The sequence below is a fragment of the uncultured Brachyspira sp. genome, from assembly GCF_944388875.1.
Classification (GTDB): domain Bacteria; phylum Spirochaetota; class Brachyspiria; order Brachyspirales; family Brachyspiraceae; genus Brachyspira.
This window is the reverse complement of the sequence record NZ_CALXKQ010000001.1, coordinates 189,144-203,677: the sequence shown is the minus strand read 5'-3', so window position 1 is coordinate 203,677 and position 14,534 is coordinate 189,144. Positions and strand designations below refer to the sequence as shown.

General features: G+C 26.4%; 14 protein-coding genes. 13 read left to right on the top strand and 1 reads right to left on the bottom strand.

Features of this window, described 5'->3' with window-relative positions; genetic code table 11:
* Positions 1-6: 6 nt before the first annotated feature.
* From Q0J69_RS00985 to Q0J69_RS00965, 5 genes are all read left to right on the top strand, one after another.
* On the top strand, positions 7-996 hold the full coding sequence (locus Q0J69_RS00985; protein ID WP_297203455.1) for an ABC transporter permease: 990 nt from the start codon (positions 7-9) through the stop codon (positions 994-996).
* A 32-nt stretch (positions 997-1,028) separates the two neighbouring features.
* Complete coding sequence (locus tag Q0J69_RS00980) at positions 1,029-2,012, top strand: ABC transporter ATP-binding protein (protein WP_297203453.1); 984 nt, start codon at positions 1,029-1,031, stop codon at positions 2,010-2,012.
* A gap of 28 nt (positions 2,013-2,040) precedes the next feature.
* Positions 2,041-3,003: an ABC transporter ATP-binding protein gene (locus Q0J69_RS00975; RefSeq protein WP_297203451.1), complete on the top strand. Its 963-nt coding sequence runs from the start codon at positions 2,041-2,043 to the stop codon at positions 3,001-3,003.
* 41 nt (positions 3,004-3,044) lie between these two features.
* Complete coding sequence (locus Q0J69_RS00970; protein ID WP_297203449.1) at positions 3,045-4,658, top strand: hypothetical protein; 1,614 nt, start codon at positions 3,045-3,047, stop codon at positions 4,656-4,658.
* A gap of 139 nt (positions 4,659-4,797) precedes the next feature.
* Positions 4,798-5,964 carry a hypothetical protein gene (locus tag Q0J69_RS00965; RefSeq protein ID WP_297203447.1) on the top strand — a complete coding sequence of 389 codons (1,167 nt, stop codon included), beginning with the start codon at positions 4,798-4,800 and terminating at the stop codon, positions 5,962-5,964.
* A 34-nt stretch (positions 5,965-5,998) separates the two neighbouring features.
* Here Q0J69_RS00965 and Q0J69_RS00960 read toward each other — a convergent pair whose 3' ends face one another.
* Positions 5,999-7,183 (bottom strand): DUF815 domain-containing protein, encoded by a 1,185-nt coding sequence (locus tag Q0J69_RS00960; protein ID WP_297203445.1) that lies wholly within the window; start codon positions 7,181-7,183, stop codon positions 5,999-6,001.
* 203 nt (positions 7,184-7,386) lie between these two features.
* Here Q0J69_RS00960 and Q0J69_RS00955 point away from each other — a divergent pair, with 203 nt between their 5' ends.
* The 8 genes from Q0J69_RS00955 (at position 7,387) to Q0J69_RS00920 (ending at position 14,469) form a co-directional block, all read left to right on the top strand.
* The gene (locus Q0J69_RS00955) at positions 7,387-9,051 is read left to right on the top strand and encodes a methyl-accepting chemotaxis protein (protein ID WP_297203443.1); all 1,665 of its coding nucleotides are present in this window, start codon (positions 7,387-7,389) and stop codon (positions 9,049-9,051) included.
* A gap of 117 nt (positions 9,052-9,168) precedes the next feature.
* Positions 9,169-9,549: a hypothetical protein gene (locus tag Q0J69_RS00950; protein WP_297203441.1), complete on the top strand. Its 381-nt coding sequence runs from the start codon at positions 9,169-9,171 to the stop codon at positions 9,547-9,549.
* 114 nt (positions 9,550-9,663) lie between these two features.
* A complete protein-coding gene (locus tag Q0J69_RS00945) occupies positions 9,664-9,837 on the top strand; it encodes a zinc ribbon domain-containing protein (RefSeq protein WP_297203439.1) in 174 nt (57 codons plus the stop codon).
* 147 nt (positions 9,838-9,984) lie between these two features.
* A complete protein-coding gene (locus tag Q0J69_RS00940; RefSeq protein WP_297203437.1) occupies positions 9,985-11,379 on the top strand; it encodes a dynamin family protein in 1,395 nt (464 codons plus the stop codon).
* Positions 11,380-11,407: 28 nt separating this feature from the next.
* Positions 11,408-12,157, top strand: a complete 750-nt coding sequence (locus Q0J69_RS00935; protein ID WP_297203435.1) for a hypothetical protein — start codon at positions 11,408-11,410, stop codon at positions 12,155-12,157.
* Positions 12,158-12,164: 7 nt separating this feature from the next.
* A complete protein-coding gene (locus Q0J69_RS00930) occupies positions 12,165-12,794 on the top strand; it encodes a hypothetical protein (protein WP_297203433.1) in 630 nt (209 codons plus the stop codon).
* Between the two features lie 36 nt (positions 12,795-12,830).
* Positions 12,831-13,712 (top strand): hypothetical protein, encoded by an 882-nt coding sequence (locus Q0J69_RS00925; protein WP_297203431.1) that lies wholly within the window; start codon positions 12,831-12,833, stop codon positions 13,710-13,712.
* A gap of 28 nt (positions 13,713-13,740) precedes the next feature.
* Positions 13,741-14,469, top strand: coding sequence for a hypothetical protein (locus Q0J69_RS00920; protein WP_297203429.1), 729 nt, complete (start codon positions 13,741-13,743; stop codon positions 14,467-14,469).
* Positions 14,470-14,534: the final 65 nt, after the last annotated feature.

Sequence of the window (14,534 nt, the reverse complement as noted above, 5' to 3'; positions counted from 1 at the left end):
AATTAAATGGAAAATATGCAAAGTTTAGATAAATCATTATTTGTTAAAGCCACAGATGAAGAAAAAGCTTCAGCTGAGGTAAAAAGAGAAAGTGTAACATATTGGCAGGATGCATACAGAAGATTTAAGAAAAATAGAGTTGCTTTAGTATCTATTATAGTTATTGGTATTATAGCAGTTCTTTCTATAATTATACCTATGGTTTCAGAATATGGATATGCTCAGATAAACAGAGGAGTAGAAAATAGTCTTCCTACTTTTGAACATCCATTCGGTACTGATACTTTAGGAAGGGATTTGCTTGTAAGATGTATGATAGGAGCCAGAATATCTCTTTTAATAGGTATAGTATCTGCTACTTTAGTTGTAATAATAGGTATAGTTTACGGTTCTATATCAGGTTATTTCGGAGGGCTTACAGACAGCATTATGATGCGTATAGTAGATATAATAAGTGCAGTTCCAACACTTTTGGTAGTTGTATTATTATCAGTTGTACTTAAAGCTCCTATGGATAAATTATTTTTGCAAAATGAGTCATTAAGAGGAATAGGGCTTTTAGGACCTGGACTTTTTAGTATATTCATAGTTATATCTCTGCTTTATTGGACTAATATGGCTAGAATGACAAGAGGGCAGATTTTGGCATTAAAGGGACAGGAGTTTATAACAGCGGCAAGAGCTTTGGGAACTCCTCATAGCAGAATAATTTTTAAGCATTTAATACCTAATGCTATGGGAGCTATAATAGTTTCTGCTATGGTTCAGATACCTAATGCTATATTCGTTGAGGCTTTTTTAAGTTTCTTAGGTTTGGGAGTTAGTGCTCCTATGGTTTCGCTTGGTTCTCTTACTTCTAATGCTGTAAGCGGTGTTTATTCTTATCCTTATCAGCTCCTTTTCCCTGCCGCTTTGATAAGTATTATAATACTTTGTTTTAATTTGGTTGGCGACGGATTGAGGGATGCATTAGACCCTAGAATGAAAAACAGATAATATAGAGCAAGGTTATAAAAGAGGATATTTTGATGGAAAATAATACCAGTAATTTATTAGAAGTTAAAAATTTAAGTGTGTCTTTCTTTACCCCTCTTGGAGAAGTTAAGGCAGTTAATAATATTTCTTATAAACTAGATAAATCTAAAGTTTTGGGTATAGTGGGGGAGTCTGGAAGCGGCAAGAGTGTTTCAGCTTATTCTATTATGGGGCTTATTGATGAACCCGGTAAAATTATGAATGGAGAGATACTTTTTGAGGGTAAGAATATCCTTAAACTTTCAGAACATGAAAAGAAAAAAATCAGAGGAAATGAAATATCAATGATTTTCCAAGACCCTATGACTTGTCTTAATCCAGTTTACACTATAGGCAATCAATTAATGGAAGCATTGACTACGCATCAGAAAATAAGCAAGACTGATGCAATAGAGAGAATAGTTGAACTTCTTACATTAGTTGGTATAAATGAACCTAGAAGAAGAATGAAACAATATCCGCATGAGCTTTCTGGCGGTATGCGTCAGCGTATAATGATAGCTATGGCTTTGGCAGGAGATCCTAAAATACTTATAGCAGATGAGCCTACTACAGCATTAGATGTTACTATACAGGCACAGATACTAGAGCTTATAAAGGATATACAGAAAAAAATCAATATGGCAGTTATTCTGATTACGCATGATTTTGGTATTGTTGCTGATATGGCTGATGATATTATAGTAATGTACGGAGGCGGTATAGTAGAACGCGGAACAGTTTTTGATATATTTGAGCGTCCTAAACACCCTTACACATTAGGGCTTTTAAAATCACTTCCTCGTATTGATATAAAGCAGGATAGACTTATTCCTATAGAAGGTACTCCTATTGATTTGCTTAATATGAAGTCTGGATGTCCTTTCAGTACAAGATGCAAAGAATGTATGAAGGTATGTATTGATAATAAGCCTCCTATAACAGAGTTTGAGAAAGGTCATTTTTCAGCCTGCTGGCTTCATCAAATGCCTAAATAATTTTTAGTTAATATAAAAGAGAGTTTTTATGAAACCTTTAATAGAAATACAAGATTTGAAACAACATTTTAAAATCAAAGGCGGATTCTTTGGAAGAAGCATACAAACGGTAAAAGCGGTTGACGGAGTATCTTTTACAATAAATAAAGGAGAAACTTTCGGACTAGTAGGAGAGTCTGGAAGCGGAAAAACTACTTTGGGAAGAACTTTACTTCATTTATATAAACCTACAAGCGGAAAGATATTTTTTGACGGAGAAGAGGTTAATGACGCTAATTACAGGCAATACGCTAAAAAGATGCAGATAATTTTCCAAGACCCTTATGCTTCGCTTAATCCCCGCATGACAGTTGAAGATATAATAGGGGAGGCACTTGATGTACATAAACTTTATTCTACTAAAGATGAAAGAAGGGAAAAAATAATAAAACTTCTTAAATTAGTTGGTCTTAATGCCGAGCAGGCACAGAGGTACCCTCATGAGTTTTCAGGCGGACAAAGACAGCGTATAGGCATAGCCAGAGCTTTGGCAGTTAATCCAGAGTTTATAGTTTGCGATGAGCCAGTATCTGCATTGGATGTTTCAATACAAGCTCAGATTATTAATATGCTTTATGATATGCAGCAGGATATGAAGCTTACTTATTTATTCATTGCTCATGATTTGGCAGTAGTGCGTCAAATATCTAAAAGAATAGGGGTTATGTATTTAGGAAATATTGTAGAGCTTACAGACAGCGAATCATTATATACAAAATCGCTTCACCCTTATACTCAGTCTTTAATTTCCGCTATACCTATATCAGAGCCTTCAATTGCAAAGACAAAAAAACGTATAATACTTTCAGGTGAAATACCTTCTCCAATCAATCCTCCTTCAGGATGTAAGTTTAGAACGAGATGTCCTAAAGCTGAAGCTGTTTGTGCGGAAAAAGTACCAGAGTTTAGAGAGGTAGAAAACGGGCATTACTGTGCTTGCCATTTGGTGTAATAATACTTGATATTTATTAAATTTTAAGATACACTTCACATATGGATAATAAGTTATATGAAGACAGACAGACAGACAGATATATATATATATATATTATAATAATTTTTATATCAGTGATATCAGCATTATTTATACATATTTATGCTTTTAATAGAACTGCTATTTATATAGATCCTATATATCATCTATATGATATTAAGCAGTATTATGAAACAAATACTATACCAGTTGTTGGTAATAGACTTATGAATCCAGAGTATGTTACTGATAATACCTCTTATGCTAGGATACCGGGCGGATTTTATTATATACTTTATTTACTATGCTATAGTTTAAGCGGAGCTTCTATTGCAGGAGCTAGAATTATTTATATAATACTTTGTGCTATAATACTTATTTTATTTTTGTTTTGGATATATAAAAGATTTTCTCTGTACTTATGTGCTGTTTTATCAGCATTAATACTTACTAATGGGTATGTTATCTTTTCCTCAAATGATTTTTGGAATCCTAATGTACCGTTGATGCTTTCTTTTATACTTTTAATAATATTTTCTGAATATGTATCAAATAATAATGAAAAATTAGCTTTTATATCTGCAATGCTTATTTTTCCAATAGAAGCCTTAATGGCTCAGGGACATATTGCCGTATTTTTTTCTATAGTTCCTACAACAATTCTTTATCTTATAATCAGATATAAAAGAACATTAAAATATATTAAAGCTCATTTGCTTGGTGTATTTATAGCTTTTTTAACCTATTTACCATACTTAGTTTCAGAAATAAAAAATGGTTTTCTTAATACTAATTTAATGATTAATATGCAAAGCACATCTAGTTTTAAAGGACTTCCTCAAGTTTATTCTATACTTATTTTTCCAACTAATGAAATGTCTGTTTTGTATGGTACTAATTCTACACCTACTAATTATTTTTGGTTCAATGAAAATACTTTCTTTGTAGGTATGATATTTTTAGCTATTACTGCTATTATTTCTTTAGTAGCCTTTATATATTCAATAATCTTTTTGTTTAAATCAAGAAAAATTGAATTAAAAACTTCTGCTAGTATTATAGAAAAAGAGGGATTTATATTTTATTTATTATTTATACCAGCTACTTGTTTTACATTCTTTATATTTAAATCAGCTCCTGGTACTTTTAGATATTTATATGGAGTATTTGCTTTTTCTTTTATAACTATAATAATATTATTTAATGAATTATTAAAAAATAAGAATAAGCTGCTTATGATTTCTATAATATTTCTTACACTAAATAGTATAAATATGGGATTTTTACATTTGACAAGATATTATAATTTATTTGAAGCTCCATATACAGAGAAGAAATTTAGAAATATATTAACTGCAGTGTCCAAAGATGCTCAAGGCAGAGCTTTTAAAATAATTCCTTATGATGAACATTATTTTGATAATATGAAATCAGCTTATTTTTCAAATTTAGCTTGGAATAGAGATGATAATTCAAAATTAGTATATTTTATTTATTATGAAGTTGAAAATGTTAGGCTAAAAACGACTGGTAAATCAAAATCTTATGATGATATATTAAATAATTTGCCTAATGATGCCGAATTTATTGCTGGAGATGATAAATTAAAGGTATACAGATATATAGAAAGATAAATTTTTTGTATATACCTAAACAATTATAATTTGTCAAAAATAAAATCATATTTTGTTTTTAATTTGGCTCTATAAAAAATTTGGTATTTTTATAGCTTCTATAATGACGGCATTAGTATTATGCAATCCGTATGTTATTATGTCTATTACTGATTTTTGGAATCCTAATATTACTTTGATATTTAGTTTTTTATTTTTTATACTTTTATTTGAATATATAGATAGCAGCAGTGATAAAATAAAGAAAGCATCATCGATTTTTATATTTCCTATACTTGCTATTATGGCTCAAGGGCATTTTGTAGTTTTTTTCTCTATGATTCCTACTATTATAATTTATCTTATTATACGTTTTAAGAATACAAAAAATTATTTATTATATTGGACTTTAGGAGTTTTTATATCTTTTTTACTATATTTGCCGTATTTGATATCCGAGTTTCAAAGCGGATTTAATAATATAAATCTAGCTATAAATATAAGAGATAATTTAAATAAAATACCATTTCCTCAAATATATGCATTGATTATTTTTCCTACGAATGAAATGTCTAGTTTAATTGGTACTAGATTTAATTCTATATTATATTTTTGGACTAAAGATGGTATTTATATTTATAGTTTGATATTTTTATTTTTTTCTTTACTATTGTCTGCATTTATGTTTTTTTATTCTATATTATTTTTTCTAAAAAATAATAAATCATTAGAAAGTACAGATAAAACTTTAAAAGAAATATTTTTTATTTTTTTAATATTTATACCAGCAACGATATTATCTTTTATTATTTTTAGGTCAAAATCTGGTACATTCCATTATCTATATTCTGCTTTTTCAATTTCTTTTATAACTTTTATAATATTCTTTAAAATTAATGAAAATAGTTTGAAAAATAATGTAAAGATATTAATATTGATTTTCTTTATTTTAAACTCTTTTGCTGTTTTTTTAGAATTTTATAGATATATAAAATTATTTCAGGAGCCTAGAAGCGAGAAAGTATTATACGATGTTGCTAATTTTATAAAAAATGACTCTAAAGGTAAAAAAATAGATATATATGATAATTTTTCAGGAATAGTTAATAAACAATTTGAAGATATTTTTAAAATATATTTCAAAGATATAAATTTAAATATTTCTTCAAGCCCTGATATCTTATATGTTATAAGAGATAATATTGTCAGAGAAAATTGGGACGATAATAGAAATAATAATGAAATGAAATATCTTATAGATAATAACGCTATTGAGTTAACGAATATAGGCGGATATACAATATATAAATTTCCTAAAATACCATAATATATAAAAATATTTATTATGGATAGTATTTATATTATAACAAAGTTTCTATAAACTGTCTTGCAACTCTCGGACTTCTTCCAGCACTTCTTATAGCATAGCTTTCAGCCTGCTTTATAATATCTTCTTTATGCATCTGAATATTATTATCCTTAGCATAAGATAATACTATATCAATAAATAAATCCTTATCTGGTCTTTGGAAAGTTATAATTATTCCAAACCTATTAGTTAAACTCATTATTTGCTGGATGGTATCTTCTATATGAATGTCATCTCCTTGTCTGTCATTAAAATTTTCTTTTATTAAATGTCTGTAATTAGAAGTAACATAAACTGCCACATTTGTTGGAAAAGAGTTTACCCCTCCTTCAAGCACTGCTTTTAAATATGAAAATGTATCATCATTAGAAGAGAAAGTTAAATCATCTATAAATATTATAAATTTTAAAGGACTTAAACTTAATGTTTCTATTATATCTGTTATGAATGATAATTGACTTTTTTTAACCTCTATAAGTCTTAATCCGTCATCTTTAAACATATTTGCTATTGCTTTTATAGTACTGCTTTTTCCTGTTCCAGCATCGCCGTAAAGAAGTACATTATTAGCTTTTTTACCTTCTAATAGGCTTTTAGTATTAGCTATAACCTTGTTTCTCTCTCTTTCATAGCCGTATAAATGCTCAATATCCTGCATATCCTGATGCTTTGCTGGTATAATATTTTTCTTGTCATCAAGTGTAAACATATTGTTTCCATAGAATATGCCGTATCCTTTTTTATCTATATTATTTATATGGTTTTTATATATAGTATAAAAAATTATATTATTATTTTCTAATTTAACTATATTACTAGAATATTCTTCATTAAACAGTGCATTAAAATCGAATGATGAAATTAATTCAAAGAAATCAAGCTCACTTTTTAATGCTTTTTCCAATGACTGATTAATGTTTTGTTTTTTTATATATTTATTTATGTATATATTATTATCTATAAGTATTTGTTCTAATATATAATCTCCTAATGTATTATTATATTTAAATAATTCGTACAAAAAATCTGAATAATGATCTAATATCATTACTTTATTGTTATCATCATAAATATCCAAAAATTTAATTAATTTTTTTATGACTTTTGTTTTTAATATATCTCTAAATATCACTAAATTAGAAAAACCTATTCTTATTTTCGTTATTTTATTATTCATATTCATATTCCATAATTATTATTTATAGTGAAATATTTTATTTTATTATAAATAATATTCAAGTATTTTTTATTTTTTGTATGCATAAAATAATATTTTTATTATATTTAAAATAAGATTTAAAAATTATTTATGCTATTAAATTTAGCACTATATAATTCCGAAAATCATTATTAATAACTATTTTATTGGAGATGTTTATTATGAAAATAAGGACTAGGTTTATCATATTCGGTATTTATACTTTTGTAGTTACAGTTTTGTTAATATATCTTCAGATTAGAATAGTAAGAAGCATTACAGAATATATCCGTATTTACCAGCATACAATAAAATCATCTGCTATAGCAAGACAATATCAGCAGAATTCAGCATTTTTAACACAATTTGTTAGAAGTTTTGTTGCCACAGGTAATGCAAAATATGAGCAAGCCTACAATGATTGTATAGCGATATCAGGAGGTACTAAGCCTACACCTGTAAATTATGATAGAGGTATATATTGGTCTATATATTTAGGAAGCGGTAAAAAGCCTTCTTATGACGGAGAAACAAAATCTTACTCAAACGTAATGAAAGATTTAAATTTTTCTAAGGATATGTTTGATTATCTTACCTTATCAAAAAGCAGATCAGAGGAATTGGTAAAATTAGAAGTTCAGGCTATGGATATTATAAAAAGTATACCTAATAGAAATGCAGACGGCAGCATACCAGATGAATATAAGGCAAGACAGTTAGAGGCCATAGAGCTTGTTAATGGGGATGCTTATGAACAAAAGGTTGCTGAAATAATGACTCCTATTAATCAGTTTTTTGACAGACTTGATGCAGATAATGCTTTAAATTTGCAGAAAGCTGCTGGAGAGGTTAAAAAAGACACTATATTGTTCTTTATATGTTTATTTATAGTAGGTTTTTCAGTTGTACTTTTCTTAGCTTCTTTGGGAAGAACTGTAGGAACGAATTTAAGATTATGCGTTCATCTAGCTTCTGAAATATCTAATGGTAATTTAAGTGTAAGAATAGATGAAAGCAAACTTAAAGGAAACAGCGAATTTGCAGCATTGCTTCAAAGTTTCCATGATATGATATATCATTTAAGAGATATTATATCAAGAGTTTTAGAGAGTTCTAAAGAAATATCAGAGGCTGCTACTGAAATAGCACAAGGAAATACTGATTTATCAAGCAGAACAGAAATGCAGGCTTCTCATTTGGAAGAAACAGCTTCATCTATGGAGCAAATAGCTTCAACAATAAAATCATCTGCTGATAATTCTGTAAGAGGAAATCAGATGATGCAGGATTCAGAAAAATCAGTTCAAGAGGCTGGCGACATAATAGAAGCTACAACAAATAATATAGAGCTTGTATATGAAGCTAGTAATAAAATAACTGATATTATTAAAATAATAGAAAATATTGCTTTTCAAACTAATATATTAGCACTTAATGCAGCTGTAGAGGCAGCACGTGCAGGAGAGCAAGGCAAGGGATTTGCTGTTGTTGCAAGCGAGGTTAGAAACTTAGCACAAACAAGTCAGTCTTCTGTTAAAGATATTACATCTCTTATTGCTGACTCTAATGATAAAATTAGAATAGCTACTGAAACTGCTAGAAAATCCAAAGAAATATTCATGGATATTGAGCAAAAAATAGAAGATACTTCTAAGATTATGCATGATATTAGTGCTATGGCGGTAGAACAGCAGGCTGGTGTTGACCAAGTTAATATTGCTGTTTCGCAGATGGATCAATCCACTCAGCAGAATGCTTCTTTGGTAGAGGAAGCTACAGCATCTTCTGAAGCTTTAATGGGACAGGCTAAAGAACTTGTTGAATTGATGCATTTCTTCAAAGTTTAATACAAATTATGAATTTTAAGCAATAGCTGTATATTATTAATATACGGCTATTGTTTTTTTATATATATTATAATTATATATAATTATGTTTATATTCATTATATTAGGGTTTATCTTATGAAGAAAATTATTATAATATTTAGTTTGTTATTTTTAATTAGTTATTTATCTTTTGGTCAAAAAGCAATTATGTCAGTTCCTGCTGAAGATTTAGTTGGTGTTTTTGTCAGAAATGATGGGGCAAGAATAGAACTTATATTAAAAGATTATAGATCATTTTATATAGAGGGTCTTGCTGTATCTAGCAGGGGCAATATTTCTGAATTAGATTATACTGTTTATTATTATGAAGATGAAAATATTATGAAATATGAAACTGAAAATTATACATTAACCATAATTGTAGAAGATGAAAATACTTTGCATATAACAGAAGAAGGCATTAATGAATTATCTGGTATTAATGTATCTTTTGACGGTATTTATATTAGAGAATAATATAATTTTATAAACTAAATTTTTTTATTACTATATTTTTTTATTACTATGACAAAAATTGTCGCATATATACGTTATTATATTAGTATATAAAAAATAGTACAGGAGTTTATTATGCTGCCTTTTAATCCGCCTTTTATGTATATGTGTAATTCTTGCGGAAAAATTTTTAGTAAAAGTAAAAAGCCTATTTTGGGAAATATGATATTTTCTATTTTGTCTAAACCAAAATGTCCTAAATGCGGAAGCAGGGATACTAAATCTATTGACAATATTATAAAAAAATAATATTTAAAATGTAAATTAAATAATTACACACTAATTTTTAATTAAAATAGAATGTATTAATAATATGCAAAACAACCTTGTTTTTTATATATAATAATATTATAATATAATAAGCATAATAAATTAATTTTAATATTGGAGAATTCTATGACATTAGATACTTTAAATAAAGAAGTTGAAAGACAAAAAAGAAAAATAGCTGATATAGAAGAAGCTATTAATAAAGTAGAAAAAGAATTAGGCGAAGATTTATCTGCTGAGAAAAGAGATATTAAAGATCAAAAAGAATTCCTTGATGATCCAGGTCTTCAAATTGCCATTGTAGGTACTATAAAAGCTGGGAAGTCTACTTTTATTAATGCTCTTTTTGAAGATTATATTGCTTCTACTGAAGTTACTCCGGAAACCGCTTCTTTAACTAAATTCAAATACAGTGATCAAAATAGATTGGTTGTAAAATTCTACAATAGAGAAGAATGGAATAAATTATGGAAAAGTGTTGAAGAATCAGAAAATAGAAGTAAAAATAGAATTTTTAGAGAGGAATATGATAGTTTACGTTCAAATGAAATAGAAAGCAGTTATATAGGACGAAGTGATGAAGTAATAAATGTTTCCGACATAAATGAATTAAAAGAAAAAGTAAAAAAATATACTTCTAAGCAAAGCAGAGAGCATTATTTTGTAAAAGAACTCATAGTAGAACTAAATAATACAAGAGTTCCAAAAAATGTTACAATAGTAGATACTCCGGGGCTTAATGATGTTGTAGAATATCGTTCTAATATTACAAGAGATTACATAAAAAGAGCTAATGTTGTTATAGTATGTGTAAACTCTACTAATTCGCTTACTAATGAAGATTATTTAACTCTCACAAAAGTTTTTGAAAATGCAGGTGATGATTTGTATAAAATAATAATTCTTGGTACAAAAATCGACATGCTTAATAAGACACAGGAAGACTGGAAAAAATTACATGATAATTGGAAAAGTTATTTAAAAGATTATTATAAAGATGAAAATTTACTTAATAAAAATATAATAGGAATATCTTCTTTTATACATTCTAATATATTGGATATGAAAAAAACTTCTGATTATACTAATGAGGAGGCTTTATTTGCTATCTTAAAGCTTGCCAAAAATTATGGAATAAATGTAAGTATGATGAATCCAAATTCTATTTTAGAAAATGCTGATAAAATCAAAGAATATACCAATATAGATAAAGTTCATTCTTTAATGACTAGAGATATACTTTCAAAAGGCATAGAAATAGCAATGGGGGATTTAGAGAGAAGATATAATAGTATGATCACAAATATTAATAATAAAGCTCATGAATTAAATTTAGCTAATGAAGAGAGCAGAAAAACTCTTGATATGGATGTTGAAGAGAAAGAGGCATTTAAACTTGCTAAAAATAAAGAAATAGAATTAATAGAAGAAACTATGAATGGTTTAACTAAAGCATTTGAAGATATAAAAAGTAAATGGCTTGAACAAAATGAAAAGTTAAAGAGAGCTATAAGAAGTTAATAATTATTAAAAATAAAGGAGATATAATATGGGATTTTTTGATTTTTTAAGTGATGCTTGGGATACATTTTGCGATGTCGTTGAAACTGTAAAAGATACAGTAGTAGGTATATTTTCTGGTACTAGAAGTAAAGGAAGAGAAACTTCATATGAAGTAACAGAGGAAATGCCTGATGTAGTTTATGATTCAAGAACTGCAACTATTAATCAGACTATGGAGATGAATAAATTTCTTGATGAAACAAGAGACAAATATAGAAAAATACTTCATGATAAGGAAGAAGCAACTATTAAGTATGCCAGAGATATTTTTAATAAAATATTAAAAGAAATAGACAAAAAAATTCTAAAATCTAATAATGATTCTAAGATTATTAATATAAATGATATAGATATAAAATTTAATGAATCTATATATGACTTTAGAAATAATTTTGCAAGTACTGTATTAGATAAAATATCTTTATCTAATGGTAAATGTGAAGATATTTTGAAAATAGAGGATACTAGTACAAAAAGAAAAAAAATGGAGAATTATTTAAATGGTTTGATAGACGATGCTTTGGATAATTTCTGTAAAGGTATAGATGATATAACAAAAAATTCTATATCTGCCATAGAAGAAAATATTAATAGATCTTTATCGAATCATAAAGAAAGTATAAATAATATTAAAAAAGAATTAAATGAAAACATGAAATTAAGAGATGATGAAATAGAAAAGAAGAAAAAAGAATATGAAAGAAGAGAAAAAATCATCAAATCTTTAATGGCTTAATACAATCATGTGGTATTCTTTTGGAAATAAAAAAAGAGTTTCTAAAAAGAAAGTTAGTAGTAAACAACAATTTAAAATTACTAAGACATTAAATAATTTTCTTGAAAGAAATAGGAAAACTAGTTTAAAGCAGTTAAATAAAATTGAAATAAAAATTACAAAAAATATTAAGAAAAATTTAGAAACTTTTTTAAAAAAAATAAAAAAATATAATGATATAATTGATATTTCTGATATAGAAAAAACATATAATAAAATAATGCATGATTTTCAAATGACTTTTTCAAATGATGTATTAAAACATATAGATATATCTGATACTAAATGTTTTAATATTTTAAAATTGAAAAGGGCTAAGTATAGAAATACTAAGATTAAAGCATATATTAAGGAACTTACTGATGAAGCTTTAAAAAAAGTTTGTCAAAATATAGATGAAATAACAGATATCACCTTAAAAAAAATAAAGAAAGATGTAAATAAAACCATGAGAGAACATAGAAAAGAATTAAAAAATATAAATCAGCAAATAGATACAGAAATGGAAGCTAAAAAAAAAGATATAGCTAAAAAGAGAAGAGTTTATAACAAGAAAAAGAAATCTATAGATAATCTTTTAGAGACAATAATTAGTTAATATATTTATAAAATTATATAAATTAGGAGAAACAAAATGTTTGGATTATTGATAGGATTAGGCAGTGCTATATTGAGTGCTGCTTCAAGTGCTGCGGCAACTGCTGGAAGTGTTTTGGCTAGTGCAGGTACCGCAATATCAACTGCAGCAGGTACAGTGGGAAAATATGTAGGCAGTATAGCATCTAAAGCGTTAAAAGTTATACCTCCTGAACCAAAGTTTCCTTATCCTCAAAGAGTTGATAAAGTAATAAAATTTATAAAAAATGCTGCTAAAAAACTTTCTGACCAGTCTAATAAAGATATAGAAAGTATGACTGCCTATGATCCGCATGATGCTACTATGGCAGAGCTTCGTAATTTACAAATCATGCTTAATAATATGAAAGCAGATTTAAGAGATAAAACTTCAGTAATTGAAGAACTTTTTACTTCAAATGTGGAGGAATCTTTTGATAGTATAGAAAAATTTATAAAAGATGATATATGTTCATACGGAATAAATATAGATATAGATTCTTTAAGATTTAATTTTGATAAATTTATAGATAATTTTAGTAATTCTTTTTCATTAAATGTTGACAGCAGATTATCTTTGTCTGATTATAAATGTATATCAATATTAGGCATGAATAATCCAAGTGAACGTTCTTCAAGTATGAATAGATATATAGATGAAGTTATAAATGAATATTTGGATAAGTATTATAGAGATTTGGATTTTATAACAGAGAGTACAATAGATTTTATATATAGAAATATAGAAAGAGTTAGAAATGATAATTTAGATTCTATAAATTCAATAAAAAAAGAATTAGATAATAATATGAATTTAGATTATAGTGAAATAGAAAATAAAAGAAAATATTATGACAATAGAGATAAAATTATTAATAATCTTTTTAATACATTGAAATAAATTTAAAATATAAAATAGGGAATAATAAATGGAAGATAAACTATTGCAGAAAATCGAAGACCTACTTAATAATATGAAAAAATTTCAAAGTAAATTATCGTATATAGATTCTGTAAGAGATGATTCTGATAAGATAAGAGAAATGAAAGATATTGTTATTGATAAAGCAGGAGATTTTTGGGATACTTTTAATAAACATTCAGAATCTACTAAAGATAATTTCAATAAAAATAATTTAAAATTTAATGATATAGAAAAAAATATACTTGATCTAAAAAATGATTTTAATAATTTATTAAACGCTAAAATAAAAGAACTTAATAATAATATTAATACAAAAGTAGAAGAAGCTAACAGAAAAATTGATACTGTTAATAATTCCTTAAAAGAAGAATTAAATATTTTTAGGGATAATCTTTCTAATTCAGATAATTTATTAAACGCTAAAATAGAAGAACTTAATAATAATATTAATACAAAAGCAGAAGAAGCTAACAGAAAAACTGATACTGTTAATAATTCCTTAAAAGAAGAATTAAATATTTTTAGGGATAATCTTTCTAATTCAGATAATTTATTAAACGCTAAAATAGAAGAACTTAATAATAATATTAATATAAAAATTGATGATATAAATAAAAATACTGATGATAACATATCCAAATTAAACAAAAAATTATTATTTATATCTATATTTTCACCAATATTTAGTATAATAATTATGATTATAATTATTAAAATGAATATTTTTCAATAATAGTCAATATATTTGCACTATAATATATTTTTGTTTATAATATAGCATAAATTTATTATTAGGAG

Coding starts and splice junctions, on each gene's coding strand:
- Q0J69_RS00985 (WP_297203455.1), top strand. CDS start 7: ATGGAAAATATGCAAAGTTTAGATAAATCATTATTTGTTAAAGCCACA.
- Q0J69_RS00980 (WP_297203453.1), top strand. CDS start 1,029: ATGGAAAATAATACCAGTAATTTATTAGAAGTTAAAAATTTAAGTGTG.
- Q0J69_RS00975 (WP_297203451.1), top strand. CDS start 2,041: ATGAAACCTTTAATAGAAATACAAGATTTGAAACAACATTTTAAAATC.
- Q0J69_RS00970 (WP_297203449.1), top strand. CDS start 3,045: ATGGATAATAAGTTATATGAAGACAGACAGACAGACAGATATATATAT.
- Q0J69_RS00965 (WP_297203447.1), top strand. CDS start 4,798: ATGTCTATTACTGATTTTTGGAATCCTAATATTACTTTGATATTTAGT.
- Q0J69_RS00960 (WP_297203445.1), bottom strand. CDS start 7,183: ATGAATAATAAAATAACGAAAATAAGAATAGGTTTTTCTAATTTAGTG.
- Q0J69_RS00955 (WP_297203443.1), top strand. CDS start 7,387: ATGAAAATAAGGACTAGGTTTATCATATTCGGTATTTATACTTTTGTA.
- Q0J69_RS00950 (WP_297203441.1), top strand. CDS start 9,169: ATGAAGAAAATTATTATAATATTTAGTTTGTTATTTTTAATTAGTTAT.
- Q0J69_RS00945 (WP_297203439.1), top strand. CDS start 9,664: ATGCTGCCTTTTAATCCGCCTTTTATGTATATGTGTAATTCTTGCGGA.
- Q0J69_RS00940 (WP_297203437.1), top strand. CDS start 9,985: ATGACATTAGATACTTTAAATAAAGAAGTTGAAAGACAAAAAAGAAAA.
- Q0J69_RS00935 (WP_297203435.1), top strand. CDS start 11,408: ATGGGATTTTTTGATTTTTTAAGTGATGCTTGGGATACATTTTGCGAT.
- Q0J69_RS00930 (WP_297203433.1), top strand. CDS start 12,165: ATGTGGTATTCTTTTGGAAATAAAAAAAGAGTTTCTAAAAAGAAAGTT.
- Q0J69_RS00925 (WP_297203431.1), top strand. CDS start 12,831: ATGTTTGGATTATTGATAGGATTAGGCAGTGCTATATTGAGTGCTGCT.
- Q0J69_RS00920 (WP_297203429.1), top strand. CDS start 13,741: ATGGAAGATAAACTATTGCAGAAAATCGAAGACCTACTTAATAATATG.